The sequence below is a fragment of the Cohnella sp. WQ 127256 genome (assembly GCF_024519285.1).
Taxonomy (GTDB): Bacteria; Bacillota; Bacilli; order Paenibacillales; family Paenibacillaceae; genus Cohnella.
On the sequence record NZ_JAMZCY010000001.1, the window covers coordinates 1,503,406 to 1,517,462 of the forward strand.

Here is a 14,057-nt window from a genome sequence, read left to right on the forward strand (position 1 = left end):
TTCGTTATAGTGTAAAGAAAAAAAAGGATGTGGCTAAATGAACAACTCATTGTTCCATTTCTTAAATCATTTTGCCGGGCATTACGATTGGATTGACGATCTCATGGAGGTTTTCGCGCAAGATATCGTATGGATTATGCTAGCTATAATAGCATGTCTATGGTTTACCGGAAAAGAAGGCAATCAGAAGTTGGCGTTCTATTCGTTAAATGCCGCAGTAGTTGCTCTATTCATAGCAAGCATCATCATCTCACCCAGGGTGAATCATGCAAGACCCTTCGTTGAACATCAAGTCATGCAATTAATACCGCACGCTCCCGATGCTTCTTTTCCTAGCGACCATGCCACATTGGCGTTCACTCTTGCCTTTAGCGTGCTGTTCGTCAGACGCAAGCTGGGGTTAGGGATGCTATGCCTTGCGATAATCACGGGAATATCAAGGGTTTATGTTGGTGTTCATTATCCAGGCGACATAGCAGGCGCAATCGTATTGTCCTTCTTTATAAGCTATATCATTTATAAACTCACAGGTCATTTGGATTTCATCCCTTTATTATTTGTTCGGACCTATAGGAGTTTGATAGGCAAAATTATCGAAACCTTTGGAAAGTAATTTCTTCGCAATACTCCGATACTTGTCCAAATTTTATTCTGTTACTGAATAGGTCCGCGATTAACGTGGACTTCAATTAGGAAACTGACCCCAATGTCCCTCGATTATGCCAAATATTGTTTGTATAAAAAGCGCTGCCGATAAGTATAAAAACTAATAGAATGAAAATAACAAGTACAAATAAAGCAACAATAGATATACGCAACAAGTTCACCCCCTATTATTCAAAAACACAACCCCGGTTTGCCTTAGGCTCTGCGGGGTTGTATACAAGAACAAGATAAACCATCTTATTAATAAGATCGGAGATGAATAATGTGGGATTCAACTGAATTAGGCGTACTAGAATTATCTCTTAGTAAATCCCAGTTCCAGCTTTCAATATGATGACCAACAAAATGAAGAGAACAAGAGCAAAAGCGGCAGCTCCCATTCCACCACCATATCCTCCACATGAACCAGTTTCTACACCACCTACTTGACAACCCATAGTAACACCTCCATTTTTTAATTGTGAATGTTTATCACCCTGTTAGGTTATGTCTGGATGATTATATTGCCAGTACATTCGTACACTTGTATCAAAAATCCACTTATACACAAGCATCTCACTATTCAACAAGAGCCTAATCCACGTAAAAAACCACCATACTACTTGAGCATGGTGGCAATTCGTTCATTAATAGCCTGCGCGCAAGATGATAACCAACAAAATGAAAAGTACAAGTACAAAAGCAGCTGCTTGCATACCGCCATAACCTGCACAAGATCCACCGTAACCCATCGAAATCACCACCTGATTCTTTGATCTGTGATTGTTTATCACCGTCTTAATTTATGCACGGGTAAATATACGGACAGTGCATTAGCACAGTTACAAATGAAATTTCCGTTCATGACCGAAAATTAATCCTTACTAGATATCACTTTTGATTAAGTTCTTTGTCGCTAGTCGAAGTACTTATACTCGAAGGCTGCAGAATGTAAGTGCTTAACGCAACTCCCAATGCAACCATAATAATAACACCCACGATGACAACAATCTGAATAGAAAACAGTTCAGCGGCAATTCCACATACAACGGTAGTAAACATAATGAATATGGCTTCGATAAAGCTATTTACACTGCTAACACGCCCCATGATATTTACTGGAATGTTGTTCTGATAAAAGGTGGCGAATCCCGTATTTGCGAAGGCTAAAAAGAAAGCTAAGACAAAAAAGCCGATAGCTGCGACATTAAAAGCTGTTGAGAAAGCGTAAATGAGATACCCCCCACTCACTCCTAGTGCTCCTAAACCAATCATCCGTGAATTGGCGACTTTTCTGACTATTAATGTATTGATGCTTGCTCCAACGATAATACCGGCTCCAGAAACACTGACCAAAATTCCGTATTCTCCTTCGGTTAAGCCGAGAACAACTTTGGCAAATGCCACCTCCAACGAGTCTATGGCTGATGGCATAACTACCATTACGCTACTGAATAGAATGCAAATCATCATAATAAACAAATGTCGCCGATAAAATCGAAGGACAATGTTCCAATCCTCTTTAATCATCGCCAAGGTGATTCTATTATCCCTTTTATCGCTAGAGTTTTTCTCTAGATTGGGCATGAATATCGTAATCAATCCAGACAAGACAAGAGCAGATGCATTAATATAGATGGCAGAAATAGGTGAGCCAATCACGAACAGCATTCCGGCAATCGCTGGACCAATTAAGAAGGCTCCCGACCCGATTAATGCGTTAAGCGAGTTAAACCTTTGCCTTTGATCCACTGGAATCAACTTGGTTATATATGTTGTAGATGCCGGTCGAAAAATAGATTCCGCCATATTGATAAAGAAGACGATCAAATAGATGTACCCAATAGCCGGATTCAAGGGAAGCAAGACAATCAAGATAGATCGCATTAAATCAAGGCTAATCATGAGGTTTCGCTTGTTCAAACGGTCAATCAGGCTACCTGACCAGATATTCGTAAATAAAGCGGAAAGAGGCCTGATGATGTACAGAGCAGATACTGCCAATGCCGACTGTGTCATTTCCAGAACAATCAGATTGAGGGCGATGAAATAAATCCAACCGCTAACGTTGGATATCCCAATACCAAATAGCAGAATCGTTGGATATTTCCATGATTTAAACATAAAAAATCCCGCCCCTAAGACCAAAGTCTTGGGGACGAGAATGATCGTCGTGGTACCACCCCAGATTTGCCAATCTGTCACCAGATTAGCCTCATCGAGTACGGCAATCGCTGAATGCTTATACTCTAGCTCTATAACAGGAGCTCCTGTCACACCACCCCCGCACACTAGCTCGGTTCCGATGTGATGCTCAGAGACTTGGTTCGATAAAGCATTCTTTACTCCTTTTCACCTACCGGAGCTCTCTGCCAAAGAACAGTTTATTTACTCTTCTCTTCATCGCATTTGTATAATAATTCTATATAGAACGATCAAGTTGTCAAGCTCACTTGTTTCTTCTTATTGTTCCAGTCGACCTTAATATCGTACTTCTTGCAAAATTCGCGTAACGGGATTAAAATTTCGTCCTGACGCTTGAGCGGTTGTAGCTCCGAGAATATCATTTTCTCCCCATTAATGCTAACGATTATTGTGCTCTCATCTGAACCTAAGCTCTTAAGCCGTTCAATCACCTGCTCAGCCGTCTCATCCTTCTTCGCTCCATTTATTCGGAAAGCATTTTTCTGATCCGCTGTGTTCAGTCCTTCTTTCACCGTAAAAGAAAGCTCAATGCCCAGAGATTTCAATATGGCCATCACATCATCATTGTAAGCTCCGTATGGGAATGCAATAATCCCCCTCGTATTCCCGAGCTCCTCCTTGAGTCTTTGCTCTGCCTTAGACAAATCCGACGTAATCCGTGTCGTATAATGTTCATCTGTTTCAAATGTTTGGGTCGCTTTTGAATACTGCTTGCGAGTCATTACCGGCTTAGTTGTACCTTTCTCGTTCATGACGCCATATTTGTGCAAATCATATGTATGGCTATAAAAGCTCATCCCTGCCTTCTGCATCTCTCTCATCTGATCCCAGGTCATCTTAGGTGCACCCTTAGGGTTATCTATGGAGGAAACAATGACGAAATTAACTGCGGGATAATCATATTTGATCAAGAGCGGATATGCCTTGGTATAGAAGTTCTCATAACCATCATCGAATGTAAGGAGCACTGCATTGTCCGGAATAGTTGCCCCCTCTAACATGAAGGAAATGTATTGTTCCATACTGATCACGTTAAATCCATTTGACTTTAGCAAGCTCAGCTGCTTCTCCAACTCCGCAGTAGCAAGCTCTGATTTGGGGTTCGGATCATCTTCGATCCCATGGTACATCATTACAGCTACCTGATCAGAATAATAGCTCGCAGCCCCATCTCCCCTTTCATTTGCAGTAGTCGTTTCTACCTTCATTTTGAATACTTGCTCGATGAATGACGTCGGCACATATAATTGACCATCATTTATCATAACGGCATAATCAACCTTCAACTCCACACCGTCAATAACGACAGTAACCTCATCAGGTGTTTTCGCACATGCAGCAAGTAGATTTGTCAGCAGTACCGCAATAAAAACTAAAATAATATGATTTCTCTTCAATGTGATAACCCTCTCTATTCTTTATTTCAGTCTAGTATAGAGATATCTAATTAATAACAGTTAATGGATTCTATTAACATATTCTTAACTTTATCTTAAACTTTCTTAAGTGGATATGAAACGGGATGAGAGTTTTAATAAACTAACTCATTAGAATGAAAAAAAGCCCGTATGAAGAAACGGGCTTCTAGTTGAATAGTATGAATACTTATTTTCATTTTCCTCGATAAGCCTTCTCGTGATAATCCGTAATTGCCTTGAATAATTGTTTGCCGTCATCAGTTAATGGCGTGTCCGCATCAAAACTATAATACATAGCCCGGTAAGTTTCCGGTACCCAGATGTAGGACTGGATATAGTCCGTCAATTGAAATCCGACTTTTTTCCAGAACAGAATACGGTCCGCATTTTCCTTTGTGTCCTCGGCTTCCACCTCGATGACGAGCCCACGACATTCCGATATGGAGTTCTTAGCCCAATCGTGAATATTCTCGATGCACAATCGACCAACTCCCTTACCCTGACTACTTCGACGAACCGCAAGATAATCAATGACAAGTACTTTACCTCGCGAATTGAAAGCTGTCAGGGCCATTGCGACGATAACATTTCGTTCGTTCCACGTATGTAGCGTGCATATCCCTCTATTGAACATGCGACGAACTATCATACGTTCTTTTCTTCCGTGTTCTGGAAAAGCCTCGTGGTACACTTGCTCCGCTTCGGACCATATTTGTTCGTTCCATTGATCGGTTGTTTGATAGTCCATCTAGTTGATCTTCCCATTCGAATCGCCTAAGCCTTAGCCTGCGCGATCTAATTTAGAATAAAAGTCACTTTTCCATTAACGAAGGATACCACATCAAAGTTATAATATACCCAAGTTTCTATCGTTTTCCCGCTCGCGTTCGTGACGTTCCTACCTGACGGATAACCCCAGGACATTTTCACCTGGTCCTTAGTCATTCCGAGCACAATTTTACCGGCTTTGATTAGACTCCATGTCGAAGCAGACCATGGATACTTCTTCTTAGGATCGAAGTTAAAGAAATAATCTTCATTCGTAAACAGCTCGGAAACAAAGGAGGAGGACATTGGAAAGCTCTTTAACTCTTTGCCAGCAGCTGATTTGAAGACAATGACGAAATCTCCTGAATCATCCGGGAGAATATCACTCACAGTAACCTTGGAGAAACGATCCCACTGTTGAAAATAATTAATCCAGTAGCTTTTTCCGATATATTTGGCTAGGCTTCCTTGCATCGCTTTCTTAACAAGCCCCGCTGTGTCTGAAGAGACAACAGTCATCTTTGCATCTCCGAAAGAGATTTCAGCTGTCTTCCATTTGCCATCCCAATTTACACTGGCACCAACAGCGAATGTCAGCAGCATCCCAGGGATGTATGTGTCCCCTTTTTCCGTTAGAGGCGCTGCTTTGAGCGTTATAGTTTCTCCATTCAACTGCGCATTCATATCCCCGACCTTGAAGGAGAATGTCACGTCTCCAATACTCGCTTCGAAGATACCACTCGTGATAGAGACGGTCCCGCCTAATGCTTGTATAACGGCCTTCGCAGGAACGAATTCGATACCATTAACCTGTTTGGCCCACTTCAAATTGTTCTGCAAGCTCGCGGATACCGTTAGCGTCTTAGTAACCCCACCGGTTGTCAAGGTAACTTGTGTTTGACCTACACCAAGCACTTTGAGGCTACCGTCAGACTGAAGCTTCAGTAAATACGGCTTGTCTACAGAGATATTAGTCTCGTTCGGTATGACCTTGATCTTCGCACCATTAGAATAAGTTTCCTGAATGCTTACTTTCAGAATATCTCCGACATTTGGCTTGAGTTCTGATATCGATACATCTACTTTATCAACTTTAGGAATTTCAACAGAAGTAACAACATTATCGGCAAAAAGCACCCAGCTTCCATCACTTCGCTGTGCGTAGAAATGATTGGAATCCAAATATGCCGCAGTTTTAACGACTGTACCGAGCCCGGATATTTGTTGATCCAACTTCCAACGTGCCTGGTACTCCCCTGTCTGCCATACTGTTCCGTCCTTACGAGTAACTAAGAGTACATCCGTTGGGTCCCCAGAAGTATAAGCGATGTGAATGGCATCTTGTGCGACCGTAACCGGAATAATCTTACCATTATCGTCAAAGTTCGCAGTCTCGTAGACAACAACCTGACCACTTTCGAATAGCAAGGCTACATGATCCTCTATCACGGTCAAGGAAGTTACGGAATCTGCATTCTCGATTTTTCCTAATTTCAAGTACTTATCTGTAATATTTCTGTCTGATAAGAGTACATCCCCGTTTCGTGACAAGGCGGCGAAGCGCCGTTCAGCGTATCCGATCATCGAGATCCCATCGAGATCCTTAACCTTGCCTGCACTATTCCAAACTGAGCCGTCCGTCTTAAGCCAGAAGGACCCTGCCACTTGCTTGACGCCGGTCTGACCAACAACTGGACGAGGCGCTGTGCTAACGCTCCATTCGATTAACTGACCGTCTTGTGTTACTCCTATGCCGAAATACTCATCGCCAGTTATTGATGAGACACTGCCCAACGTACGAATCTTCCGATTTCCATCGATTAATGACCACATCGTGCCATTATCCATCAGAAAAGTGTCCTTCCCGATAATATTCGAGATTCGCGATTCGCCACCAGCGGCTGCAGCCTTGTTGCCAAATCCCCCACCCATAAAACAAAAACCCATTACGAATCCAATTAATATACCTATTTGCATTATCTTTTTCATCTTTCGAACACTCCCTATATTGGTTACTTCTCCCAAGTATAAGATTTCGACAAATGCTGCGACTTCCCTCCTGTCCATCGTTGTTATTAGTGGGGTTATAGTCTGATCACAACTAAAAAAAGCCCTCCTAATGGAAGACTTTGATTACAACTCTATTAACTTCGAGGTGCCCAAAGCATGACTGAAACTCCAATCATGCAAATACCAGCTCCAATACAATCGTACATATCAGGGGCTTTCTTATCCACGAGCCATCCCCATAGAACTGCAAGAACAACAAACACTCCACCATAAGCCGCGTATACACGGCCAAATGATGGGAAGCTTTGCAGAGTTGGAATGATGCCGTACACAACAAGGATGATACTTCCAACAATCCCAACCCACATCGGTTTGGATTCGCGCAGCCACAGCCAAACCATATAACCTCCGCCGATTTCAGCGAGACCAGCAAGTAAAAAGATGAATATCGTTAGTAGCACAAAGATAAACCCCTTTTGGCAAGACAGTTCCAATCTTTCAGATAATCGTTCGGAAAGCATGTCGTATGACGTCGCCGCGGCTAATAATCCCAACCAATACGCCGGATCGCACGATTGGAAGCTTCTTGATCTGTTTTTTTCCGAGTATTGCCGCGATCTGATCGATATCTGTTTCCCAATCTGCTGTAATCACTTTCTTCTTACATAAGGTCATTACATCTAAATTTAAGATTTCAGCAACCTTATCTTCCAGACACCGCGGATCCCTGATAATAGTGGAGAAATACATGAAATCGACAACGCGATCGCTTTGCTTACCGATAAACCGCATAATGTCACCATCGCTAATGTAACCAACAATTTCGTTACGTTCATTAACAACCGGCAAACCACTAATTCGGTGTGTTATAAACTTCTCGATAACAGAGCGAACCTTGTCAGATTCCTTGACCTTATATACGTTGCGGATCATGATTTCTTGTGCCTGCATCTTGTTCCCCTCCAAGTATGAGACCCGATAATAGATTATTTATGCAAAGGGATATATCCAGAACCGTTCAGTTCCAAACCGTTCTTGAATCTCTTTGTCATTGAGCTTTTTGCTACCTAGTAATTCAGCAGCTTGGAACTGGGAACGATGAGCGCTTATGGAGTCCATCTTCTGTTGCAAATAATCTTTAACGTCATTAATAACTACTGGCTTCCCTATGAATTGCTCATGATTATTGGAAAAAGCTACGCAGTGCACAAAAGGTCTTTGATCCTTCGGCATTCTACCAATCGTACGGATTACCGCAGCTCCGGTAGCATCATGATCGGGATGAACGCTATAGTCCGGATAGAAAGTGATGACCAGTGAGGGGTTGAGTTCTTTCACAAGAGCTTCGATTTGGCTATCTAACTGATCCTGATCCTCGAACTCGATCGTCTTATCATGAAAACCAAGCAATCTTAAATCTTGAATGCCAATGGCTCTGCAGGACTCTTCGAGCTCCTTCTTACGGATTTCCGGTAAAGTCACCCGACTTGCGAAAGGCGGAATCCCCATATTCCTGCCCATCTCCCCTAAGGTTAGGCAAGCATAAGTGACTTGGGTTCCGTTGTGAATATGTTTTGCTAGCGTTCCTGATATCCCAAAGGCCTCGTCATCAGGATGCGGTAATATAACAAGTATGTGTCTCTCCATTATCTTCCTCATCTCCTCTCCCATTAGAACGGTTCTCGGCTTAATTGCAAAGCTACGACCAGCTTACCTTGTCCATCATGTCCTGCCATAATGAGTCTGTCTTTCTCGTCTTCTTCGAAGTGGGTAAGCCCTTCCGAATAAACCCAGCCATGCTTCATTTTTAAGCCAACTCGATAAGGTCCGTTCCCTGATATCGATCCTTGGGAGAATTGAATGACTGCATTAGAAATAAAGGTCGCTGCTGGATGTTTAGAGCTATCCAAGTGAGCAGCGTAAGCACCAGTTGTCATCTCTAGATGGATATATAGTTCTTGATCTTTTAGGTGATCGATCATTTTCTGAACTTCAGCAACATTAATGAGCTTCATTTACTAACCTCCAAATACCACAATTCAGTCTATAGATAATATTTCAACTATCTCATCATTTTAACACCTTGTACTTCGATTCGACAAATCGTCTGCATGATATGTACATATGTAATCTCAATAGATGAAAGATGTAGCTGCGAAACATAATATTACACCTAAAATGCTCCGCAGTCAGCCATTTTTTCAGAACGTAATAACCTTATTCCGTCTCAGTAATTAATGGGAAAATGCCGCTGGGAACTGTTGAATGATCCCATAAGTCATATTATCAGCCATTTCATGTGCCTGCGATTGGATTTCATCACTTGAATCGACGTTATCCACATAGTTCCCGGCTAGACGGGTTGCGACTTCATTCGTTAGTAGCCTTAAATGCTCATAGAGCATGTTTTGCCAATCCTCTTTAGACCAGTACGGGTTGATTCTACTCAGGAACTCAGCTATTGCATCCGCATTAGCAAACCAACGCTTTTGGGCATCTGTAGCAGTTGCGGTATCCCCCGCTTGCAACGCCTTTACGAGCTCTACTGCTATTGTGAGATGCTCCGTAAGCAATTTAGCAAACTTATTCGCAATGTCTACTCCATAGAAGGGTTTAAGAACTGCTGCGAAATCAATTGGATTGCGGAGAAGCCTCTCAATCGTTACCTTCTCATCTGGTAAGTGGCCAACAATACTATTCACCGTTAATCGTGTCCAGAACACATGCTGCTCCCACAGTGCCCGCAGCTTTTGGTTTAATTCCACATGTGACGATGTCCAACAACCATTAGGAGAATCCTGCCTGTAGGGATAATAGTAATGACTTGGGCTTGCGTAATAACCATACATATCTTTTCATTACACACTCCTTATTTAAGTATTCGTACAATATATAGGCGGTACGCACCCTTTGTGCATAGATGAGATTTAAATGATCATTGTTCGCAAATCCCTTTCAATGATTTGTAACCCAATACAGGCCTTCGCAATACCCTATATAGACAAATGACTATTATTTAACTGGAGGTTACTGTATGGATCGCGGATTTTTTCCTGGTGGTGGTTTTGGGCGTCGCCCATTTTTCCGTCCTTTTCCCCATCCTTTTTTCCCTAATCGTTTTTTATCACCGTTTTTCTTCTTCTCCCCGTTTTTCTTTCCTTTCTTCCGAGATGGCAAATCGGATGACATGTTATTCGCGCAACACCAAGTTCAACAGGGTGACACTTTAGCTGCTGTAGGCCACAGATATAATATTCCTCAGACCATTCTAGAGGAGGCCAACTCCCACCTTGCCAACCCACAGCAATTGAATGCTGGGGAAATCGTATACGTACCGCGAATTTCGAACATGGTTTGTCAAAAGTCCTATATGGAGATGACAGGCTCCATGCAGCAAGCTCAGCCGAACATGCAACAAGCTCAGCAATCCTAAGAAAAGTCGCCCTACGAGCTGTTGATTGAACAGCTTGCAGGGCGACTCTTATTTAAATTCTCACATTGATTCTATCCATTACTTAAACCCAGGGAAATCAGCTAGATCAGACATCTGAATGAAAAATAGAATGAAAGTTAAAATACCGAAAACAAGGATGGGGAACGTCTGTTTGAAAGAATCCTTGATGCGCAAATGAGTGATAATCCCACCAATTGCAGTAACACCAAGTAATAGTGCACCAGCAGCCGTCCAGCTTGGCTCCCAGAAGCCGATAATTAAGGCAGCTGCAACTATGAGTTCAACAAAACCGGTTACGACACGGAACCATTGTGGCAGTCTCCACCTCTTAAAGCCTTCTACATGCATTTGGGAACCTGTAGTTTTTCCTATACCTGCCATCAAGAACGCAAGTGCCAGAATACTTTGAAGTACAATAGCTAGAATATCCATGTTCATCCCTCCTTATTGCAACTATCTTAAGCACATATTAATCGGTTTACCATTATTTGTCTAGACTCTTTTTTTGATTGAAAATTAAACCACAAAAAAATCCACGCGATTCATGACATCCGCTATCGTAAATTTTCGCAAATAGTCTATGGTTTGCTGTTCGGCATTATATAAAATTTTCTCTAACTCAACATCCAATTGATCACCAGCTGCTCCACAATTATTAACGTCCAACTCGGGTTCAGAAGCACAGGTATTCACGGCAGAGTAGATTTCACCTAATGTAATATCAGCTGAAGATTTGAGTAAAATATACCCCCCCTCTCGTCCCCCCTTGGACTCAACGATTCCAGCGACAAGAAGTGCTTGCATAACCCTACGCATGAAGGTTGCGTGCGAATCCACTTGATTGGCTATCATAGCACTCGATAATGTACAGCCGCTCTTGGCTAACCAGACAATCGAATGCACGGCTATTTTAAAATGAGGAGGACCAATGTTAACTCCGCGATCTGCTGTGCTCATTACAATCCCACTCCTTATAGAAATGTAGATATGACTCTTCACTTCATATCCGACTACAATTGCAACCTTATGAAGCACATTATAAAATACGACATGTTTATGTGCAAGATTGTTCAGATTCGTTCTCTTTGCGTCCGCCACTTAACTTAAATACATAGATGCCAGCAACAATAACCAATACACCTATTAACTTGTTAACGGTAAAGGGTACCTTCTCCAAACCAAGCCACCCAAAGGAGTCAAACAATAGAGCAAATCCAACCTGCGAGGTGAGAGCAATTGAAATGGCATATGTCGGATCTAGAAGCTTTATTCCATTGACTAAACAGATCACCACTCCGACACCAATTAATCCAGCGAACCAGTACCAAATCTCCGTATTCCCCAAGGAAAATTGCTCTTTCCCTTCAAATAACAATCCCATAATTAATGAAGCAAGGAAGCCCAAACCTAACACTAATGTTGTGGTCGTCCAAGTTCCAGAGCGCTCATTAACCTTGCTATTAAAAATATTTTGCAAGCTAACTAACAAGCCAGCAACTGTCGCAAACAATAATCCTGTAATCATATGCACCAATCTCCTATACTTGCTGAAATCTATTCGTAAATATTATGAATGGCTTTTATGCTTAATCTTTCCCTGTCCTTAATGAGGATGAACCCTTTGTCTCGCTCGATTAGTCCTTCTTTGCAGAATTGTTGGATAACCCGATTCAAATGTCTGTAGCTCGTTCCAATTAATTTGGCCGCATCCTTCAAGCTGGATGCTCGCATTTGCCCTTCCAATAATGAATCTGATTCATCAAAGGAGATTGACATCAAATAGCTTGCCAGTCGCACCTCCACTGGATACAGCAGGTTAAAGCTCAAGGAATTTGATTTCACATAAAATTTATAAGTGATGATCTCTAATAAAAAATTCAAAAATGGCGAGTAATCCTTACCGTATTTAGACAACCATCGATATTGAACGCCAATCATACAAACAGAGGATACTGCCTCAACCGTATTAATGATTTCAATATTCCGTAAATATTCGATATCCCCGATAACTTCCAGTGGTGTCCTAAATGACAAAATGATCGCTTTGCCTTCAGCCGAGGTATTATAGATTTTAATCTTTCCTTTGACGAGCACGTACAGTATCTGTGAAGGATCCCCTTGAGAACAGATCAGCTCACCCTGCTCGAAGAAGTAAAGTGATAAATGTGTTAAAAGCTGTTCATTAAAGACAGAATTTATTTGATGAACGTTCATAAAATGCTTCAATTGCTCAGGATCTCTCACTTCAATCATGACAAGAACTCACCTCTAAGTATTTCGGCTGACTTTATTAAGCTGACTCAATGGTTCAAAACCCGAGGATCACCACACCCAATATCATCATCCCCATACCGATAAACTGTGGTAGCTTCATCTTCTGTTTAACCACACCAAACCACCCCTTTATTTCAATAATAAAGGTCAAGCTCAGTTGGGCTATCATCAAAATGGATATTGTAAGAGTAGCACCGATCTGCTGAATAGCCGTAATATCACTAAAAATTACGATTGCACCTAATGCGCCACTTATCATGTATATCGGATTTACTTGCTTAAAGCTTTGCCAATTACCGTCACGGATGAAGAGCAGGATAATGAATGCCACTAAGAAGCCTGTGAACTGTGTAATCATCGCCGCTTGCCACGTGCCAATGTCTTGGCTGATCCGAGAATTTGCTACTCCTTGCAGCGTTATAAATGCGCCACCGAAAAAAGAAAATAAAATACCTTTCATATTATGACTCCCTACATTTGATTTCTTTATCAATTAAATGATATTTCCTGATGCATGTGAAGGACATATGTCCTCAATAGTATGGCTAGGATATTCATTTCAAATAAATAAACTAACATTTAGTTAGTAACTTGACATTATGAATTGGTTTGTGTATTATTATCTCATGTTCATAAATCTTTAATTAAAGATAGTGTGAATAGGTTGTTAAGGATTGGTGGTATAGTCATGAGTTTTCTAGACAGATTAATGGGTAGGACCAAAACTAAGGAGGAAAAAACAATGTCTAAATTAAATATCGGTATTATTCTAGGAAGTACTCGTCAAGGTCGCGTTAGTCCACAAGTAGGAGAATGGGTAAAAAGCATCGCTGATAAACGCGGAGATGCGAATTATGAGATCGTAGATATCGCAGACTTCAAGCTTCCGCTACTAGGTGAAGCAGATGCAACTGAACAAGCGACTGCTTGGAACACCAAGCTTGCTCAATTAGACGGCTTCGTATTTATCGTTCAAGAATACAACCATAGCATATCCGCATCCTTGAAAAATGCGTTAGACTATGCACGTGATGCATGGAACAATAAAGCTGCCGGTATTGTAAGCTACGGTTCTGTAGGCGGCGCTCGTGCAGCTGAACATTTGCGTGGAATCTTGGGCGAGTTGTCTGTGGCGGACGTTCGTGTACACCCTGCTCTATCACTATTCACTGATTTTGAGAACGGAACAGTTTTCAAACCAGCTGATCTGCATCTTACGAATGTGAATGGCATGCTTGACCAAGTGATCTCATGGAGCGGCGCATTGAAAACAATCCGTTAAA

Annotated in this window: 19 protein-coding genes and 1 other annotated feature; of the genes, 3 read left to right on the top strand and 16 right to left on the bottom strand. The window is 41.8% G+C overall.

Annotated features, from left to right (window positions below; all coding sequences use genetic code 11):
- Nucleotides 1-37 precede the first annotated feature (37 nt).
- Nucleotides 38-613, top strand: coding sequence for an undecaprenyl-diphosphatase (locus M1K58_RS06650; protein ID WP_256757863.1), 576 nt, complete (start codon nt 38-40; stop codon nt 611-613).
- A gap of 355 nt (nt 614-968) precedes the next feature.
- Here the strand turns inward: M1K58_RS06650 and M1K58_RS06655 are convergent, their stop codons facing one another.
- The 11 genes from M1K58_RS06655 to M1K58_RS06705 all read right to left on the bottom strand — a co-directional run bounded on the left by M1K58_RS06655 (nt 969) and on the right by M1K58_RS06705 (nt 9,811).
- Nucleotides 969-1,103: a sporulation protein YjcZ gene (locus M1K58_RS06655; RefSeq protein WP_256757864.1), complete on the bottom strand. Its 135-nt coding sequence runs from the start codon at nt 1,101-1,103 to the stop codon at nt 969-971.
- Between the two features lie 189 nt (nt 1,104-1,292).
- A complete protein-coding gene (gene yjcZ, locus M1K58_RS06660; protein WP_256757865.1) occupies nt 1,293-1,397 on the bottom strand; it encodes a sporulation protein YjcZ in 105 nt (34 codons plus the stop codon).
- A gap of 139 nt (nt 1,398-1,536) precedes the next feature.
- Nucleotides 1,537-2,769, bottom strand: coding sequence for an MFS transporter (locus M1K58_RS06665; protein ID WP_256757866.1), 1,233 nt, complete (start codon nt 2,767-2,769; stop codon nt 1,537-1,539).
- Nucleotides 2,770-2,796: 27 nt separating this feature from the next.
- Nucleotides 2,797-3,058, bottom strand: a binding site (T-box leader).
- Nucleotides 3,059-3,080: 22 nt separating this feature from the next.
- Entirely contained in the window at nt 3,081-4,247 is a 1,167-nt protein-coding gene (locus tag M1K58_RS06670) for a polysaccharide deacetylase family protein (RefSeq protein WP_256757867.1), read from the bottom strand.
- Nucleotides 4,248-4,461: 214 nt separating this feature from the next.
- Nucleotides 4,462-5,016, bottom strand: coding sequence for a GNAT family N-acetyltransferase (locus M1K58_RS06675; protein ID WP_256757868.1), 555 nt, complete (start codon nt 5,014-5,016; stop codon nt 4,462-4,464).
- A 47-nt stretch (nt 5,017-5,063) separates the two neighbouring features.
- A complete protein-coding gene (locus M1K58_RS06680) occupies nt 5,064-7,025 on the bottom strand; it encodes a copper amine oxidase N-terminal domain-containing protein (protein WP_256757869.1) in 1,962 nt (653 codons plus the stop codon).
- Nucleotides 7,026-7,180: 155 nt separating this feature from the next.
- The gene (locus M1K58_RS06685) at nt 7,181-7,507 is read right to left on the bottom strand and encodes a YnfA family protein (protein ID WP_256757870.1); all 327 of its coding nucleotides are present in this window, start codon (nt 7,505-7,507) and stop codon (nt 7,181-7,183) included.
- Between the two features lie 37 nt (nt 7,508-7,544).
- A complete protein-coding gene (locus tag M1K58_RS06690) occupies nt 7,545-7,997 on the bottom strand; it encodes a CBS domain-containing protein (protein WP_256757871.1) in 453 nt (150 codons plus the stop codon).
- 39 nt (nt 7,998-8,036) lie between these two features.
- The gene (gene bshB2 / locus M1K58_RS06695) at nt 8,037-8,693 is read right to left on the bottom strand and encodes a bacillithiol biosynthesis deacetylase BshB2 (RefSeq protein WP_256757872.1); all 657 of its coding nucleotides are present in this window, start codon (nt 8,691-8,693) and stop codon (nt 8,037-8,039) included.
- 23 nt (nt 8,694-8,716) lie between these two features.
- On the bottom strand, nt 8,717-9,061 hold the full coding sequence (locus M1K58_RS06700) for a YojF family protein (protein WP_256757873.1): 345 nt from the start codon (nt 9,059-9,061) through the stop codon (nt 8,717-8,719).
- Between the two features lie 219 nt (nt 9,062-9,280).
- Nucleotides 9,281-9,811: an acetylglutamate kinase gene (locus tag M1K58_RS06705; RefSeq protein WP_256757874.1), complete on the bottom strand. Its 531-nt coding sequence runs from the start codon at nt 9,809-9,811 to the stop codon at nt 9,281-9,283.
- Between the two features lie 269 nt (nt 9,812-10,080).
- On the opposite strand from M1K58_RS06705, the gene M1K58_RS06710 reads away from it, so the two are divergent.
- Nucleotides 10,081-10,479, top strand: coding sequence for a LysM peptidoglycan-binding domain-containing protein (locus M1K58_RS06710; protein ID WP_256757875.1), 399 nt, complete (start codon nt 10,081-10,083; stop codon nt 10,477-10,479).
- Nucleotides 10,480-10,557: 78 nt separating this feature from the next.
- Here M1K58_RS06710 and M1K58_RS06715 read toward each other — a convergent pair whose 3' ends face one another.
- From M1K58_RS06715 to M1K58_RS06735, 5 genes are all read right to left on the bottom strand, one after another.
- Complete coding sequence (locus M1K58_RS06715; protein WP_256757876.1) at nt 10,558-10,932, bottom strand: DoxX family protein; 375 nt, start codon at nt 10,930-10,932, stop codon at nt 10,558-10,560.
- 84 nt (nt 10,933-11,016) lie between these two features.
- Nucleotides 11,017-11,457 (bottom strand): RrF2 family transcriptional regulator, encoded by a 441-nt coding sequence (locus M1K58_RS06720; RefSeq protein ID WP_256757877.1) that lies wholly within the window; start codon nt 11,455-11,457, stop codon nt 11,017-11,019.
- Nucleotides 11,458-11,554: 97 nt separating this feature from the next.
- Nucleotides 11,555-12,025 carry a DMT family transporter gene (locus M1K58_RS06725; protein WP_256757878.1) on the bottom strand — a complete coding sequence of 157 codons (471 nt, stop codon included), beginning with the start codon at nt 12,023-12,025 and terminating at the stop codon, nt 11,555-11,557.
- Nucleotides 12,026-12,054: 29 nt separating this feature from the next.
- Nucleotides 12,055-12,753: a Crp/Fnr family transcriptional regulator gene (locus tag M1K58_RS06730; RefSeq protein WP_256757880.1), complete on the bottom strand. Its 699-nt coding sequence runs from the start codon at nt 12,751-12,753 to the stop codon at nt 12,055-12,057.
- Nucleotides 12,754-12,808: 55 nt separating this feature from the next.
- Nucleotides 12,809-13,234, bottom strand: a complete 426-nt coding sequence (locus M1K58_RS06735; RefSeq protein ID WP_256757881.1) for a DMT family transporter — start codon at nt 13,232-13,234, stop codon at nt 12,809-12,811.
- Between the two features lie 282 nt (nt 13,235-13,516).
- On the opposite strand from M1K58_RS06735, the gene M1K58_RS06740 reads away from it, so the two are divergent.
- Nucleotides 13,517-14,056, top strand: coding sequence for an NADPH-dependent FMN reductase (locus tag M1K58_RS06740; protein WP_256757883.1), 540 nt, complete (start codon nt 13,517-13,519; stop codon nt 14,054-14,056).
- The last annotated feature ends 1 nt before the right edge of the window (nt 14,057 follow it).

What these genes read in the sequence shown, in the direction of transcription:
- M1K58_RS06650 (WP_256757863.1), top strand. Translation starts at nt 38, where the DNA reads ATGAACAACTCATTGTTCCATTTCTTAAATCATTTTGCCGGGCATTAC.
- M1K58_RS06655 (WP_256757864.1), bottom strand. Translation starts at nt 1,103, where the DNA reads ATGGGTTGTCAAGTAGGTGGTGTAGAAACTGGTTCATGTGGAGGATAT.
- yjcZ (WP_256757865.1), bottom strand. Translation starts at nt 1,397, where the DNA reads ATGGGTTACGGTGGATCTTGTGCAGGTTATGGCGGTATGCAAGCAGCT.
- M1K58_RS06665 (WP_256757866.1), bottom strand. Translation starts at nt 2,769, where the DNA reads ATGTTTAAATCATGGAAATATCCAACGATTCTGCTATTTGGTATTGGG.
- M1K58_RS06675 (WP_256757868.1), bottom strand. Translation starts at nt 5,016, where the DNA reads ATGGACTATCAAACAACCGATCAATGGAACGAACAAATATGGTCCGAA.
- M1K58_RS06680 (WP_256757869.1), bottom strand. Translation starts at nt 7,025, where the DNA reads ATGAAAAAGATAATGCAAATAGGTATATTAATTGGATTCGTAATGGGT.
- M1K58_RS06690 (WP_256757871.1), bottom strand. Translation starts at nt 7,997, where the DNA reads ATGCAGGCACAAGAAATCATGATCCGCAACGTATATAAGGTCAAGGAA.
- bshB2 (WP_256757872.1), bottom strand. Translation starts at nt 8,693, where the DNA reads ATGGAGAGACACATACTTGTTATATTACCGCATCCTGATGACGAGGCC.
- M1K58_RS06700 (WP_256757873.1), bottom strand. Translation starts at nt 9,061, where the DNA reads ATGAAGCTCATTAATGTTGCTGAAGTTCAGAAAATGATCGATCACCTA.
- M1K58_RS06710 (WP_256757875.1), top strand. Translation starts at nt 10,081, where the DNA reads ATGGATCGCGGATTTTTTCCTGGTGGTGGTTTTGGGCGTCGCCCATTT.
- M1K58_RS06715 (WP_256757876.1), bottom strand. Translation starts at nt 10,932, where the DNA reads ATGGATATTCTAGCTATTGTACTTCAAAGTATTCTGGCACTTGCGTTC.
- M1K58_RS06720 (WP_256757877.1), bottom strand. Translation starts at nt 11,457, where the DNA reads ATGAGCACAGCAGATCGCGGAGTTAACATTGGTCCTCCTCATTTTAAA.
- M1K58_RS06725 (WP_256757878.1), bottom strand. Translation starts at nt 12,025, where the DNA reads ATGATTACAGGATTATTGTTTGCGACAGTTGCTGGCTTGTTAGTTAGC.
- M1K58_RS06730 (WP_256757880.1), bottom strand. Translation starts at nt 12,753, where the DNA reads ATGATTGAAGTGAGAGATCCTGAGCAATTGAAGCATTTTATGAACGTT.
- M1K58_RS06735 (WP_256757881.1), bottom strand. Translation starts at nt 13,234, where the DNA reads ATGAAAGGTATTTTATTTTCTTTTTTCGGTGGCGCATTTATAACGCTG.
- M1K58_RS06740 (WP_256757883.1), top strand. Translation starts at nt 13,517, where the DNA reads ATGTCTAAATTAAATATCGGTATTATTCTAGGAAGTACTCGTCAAGGT.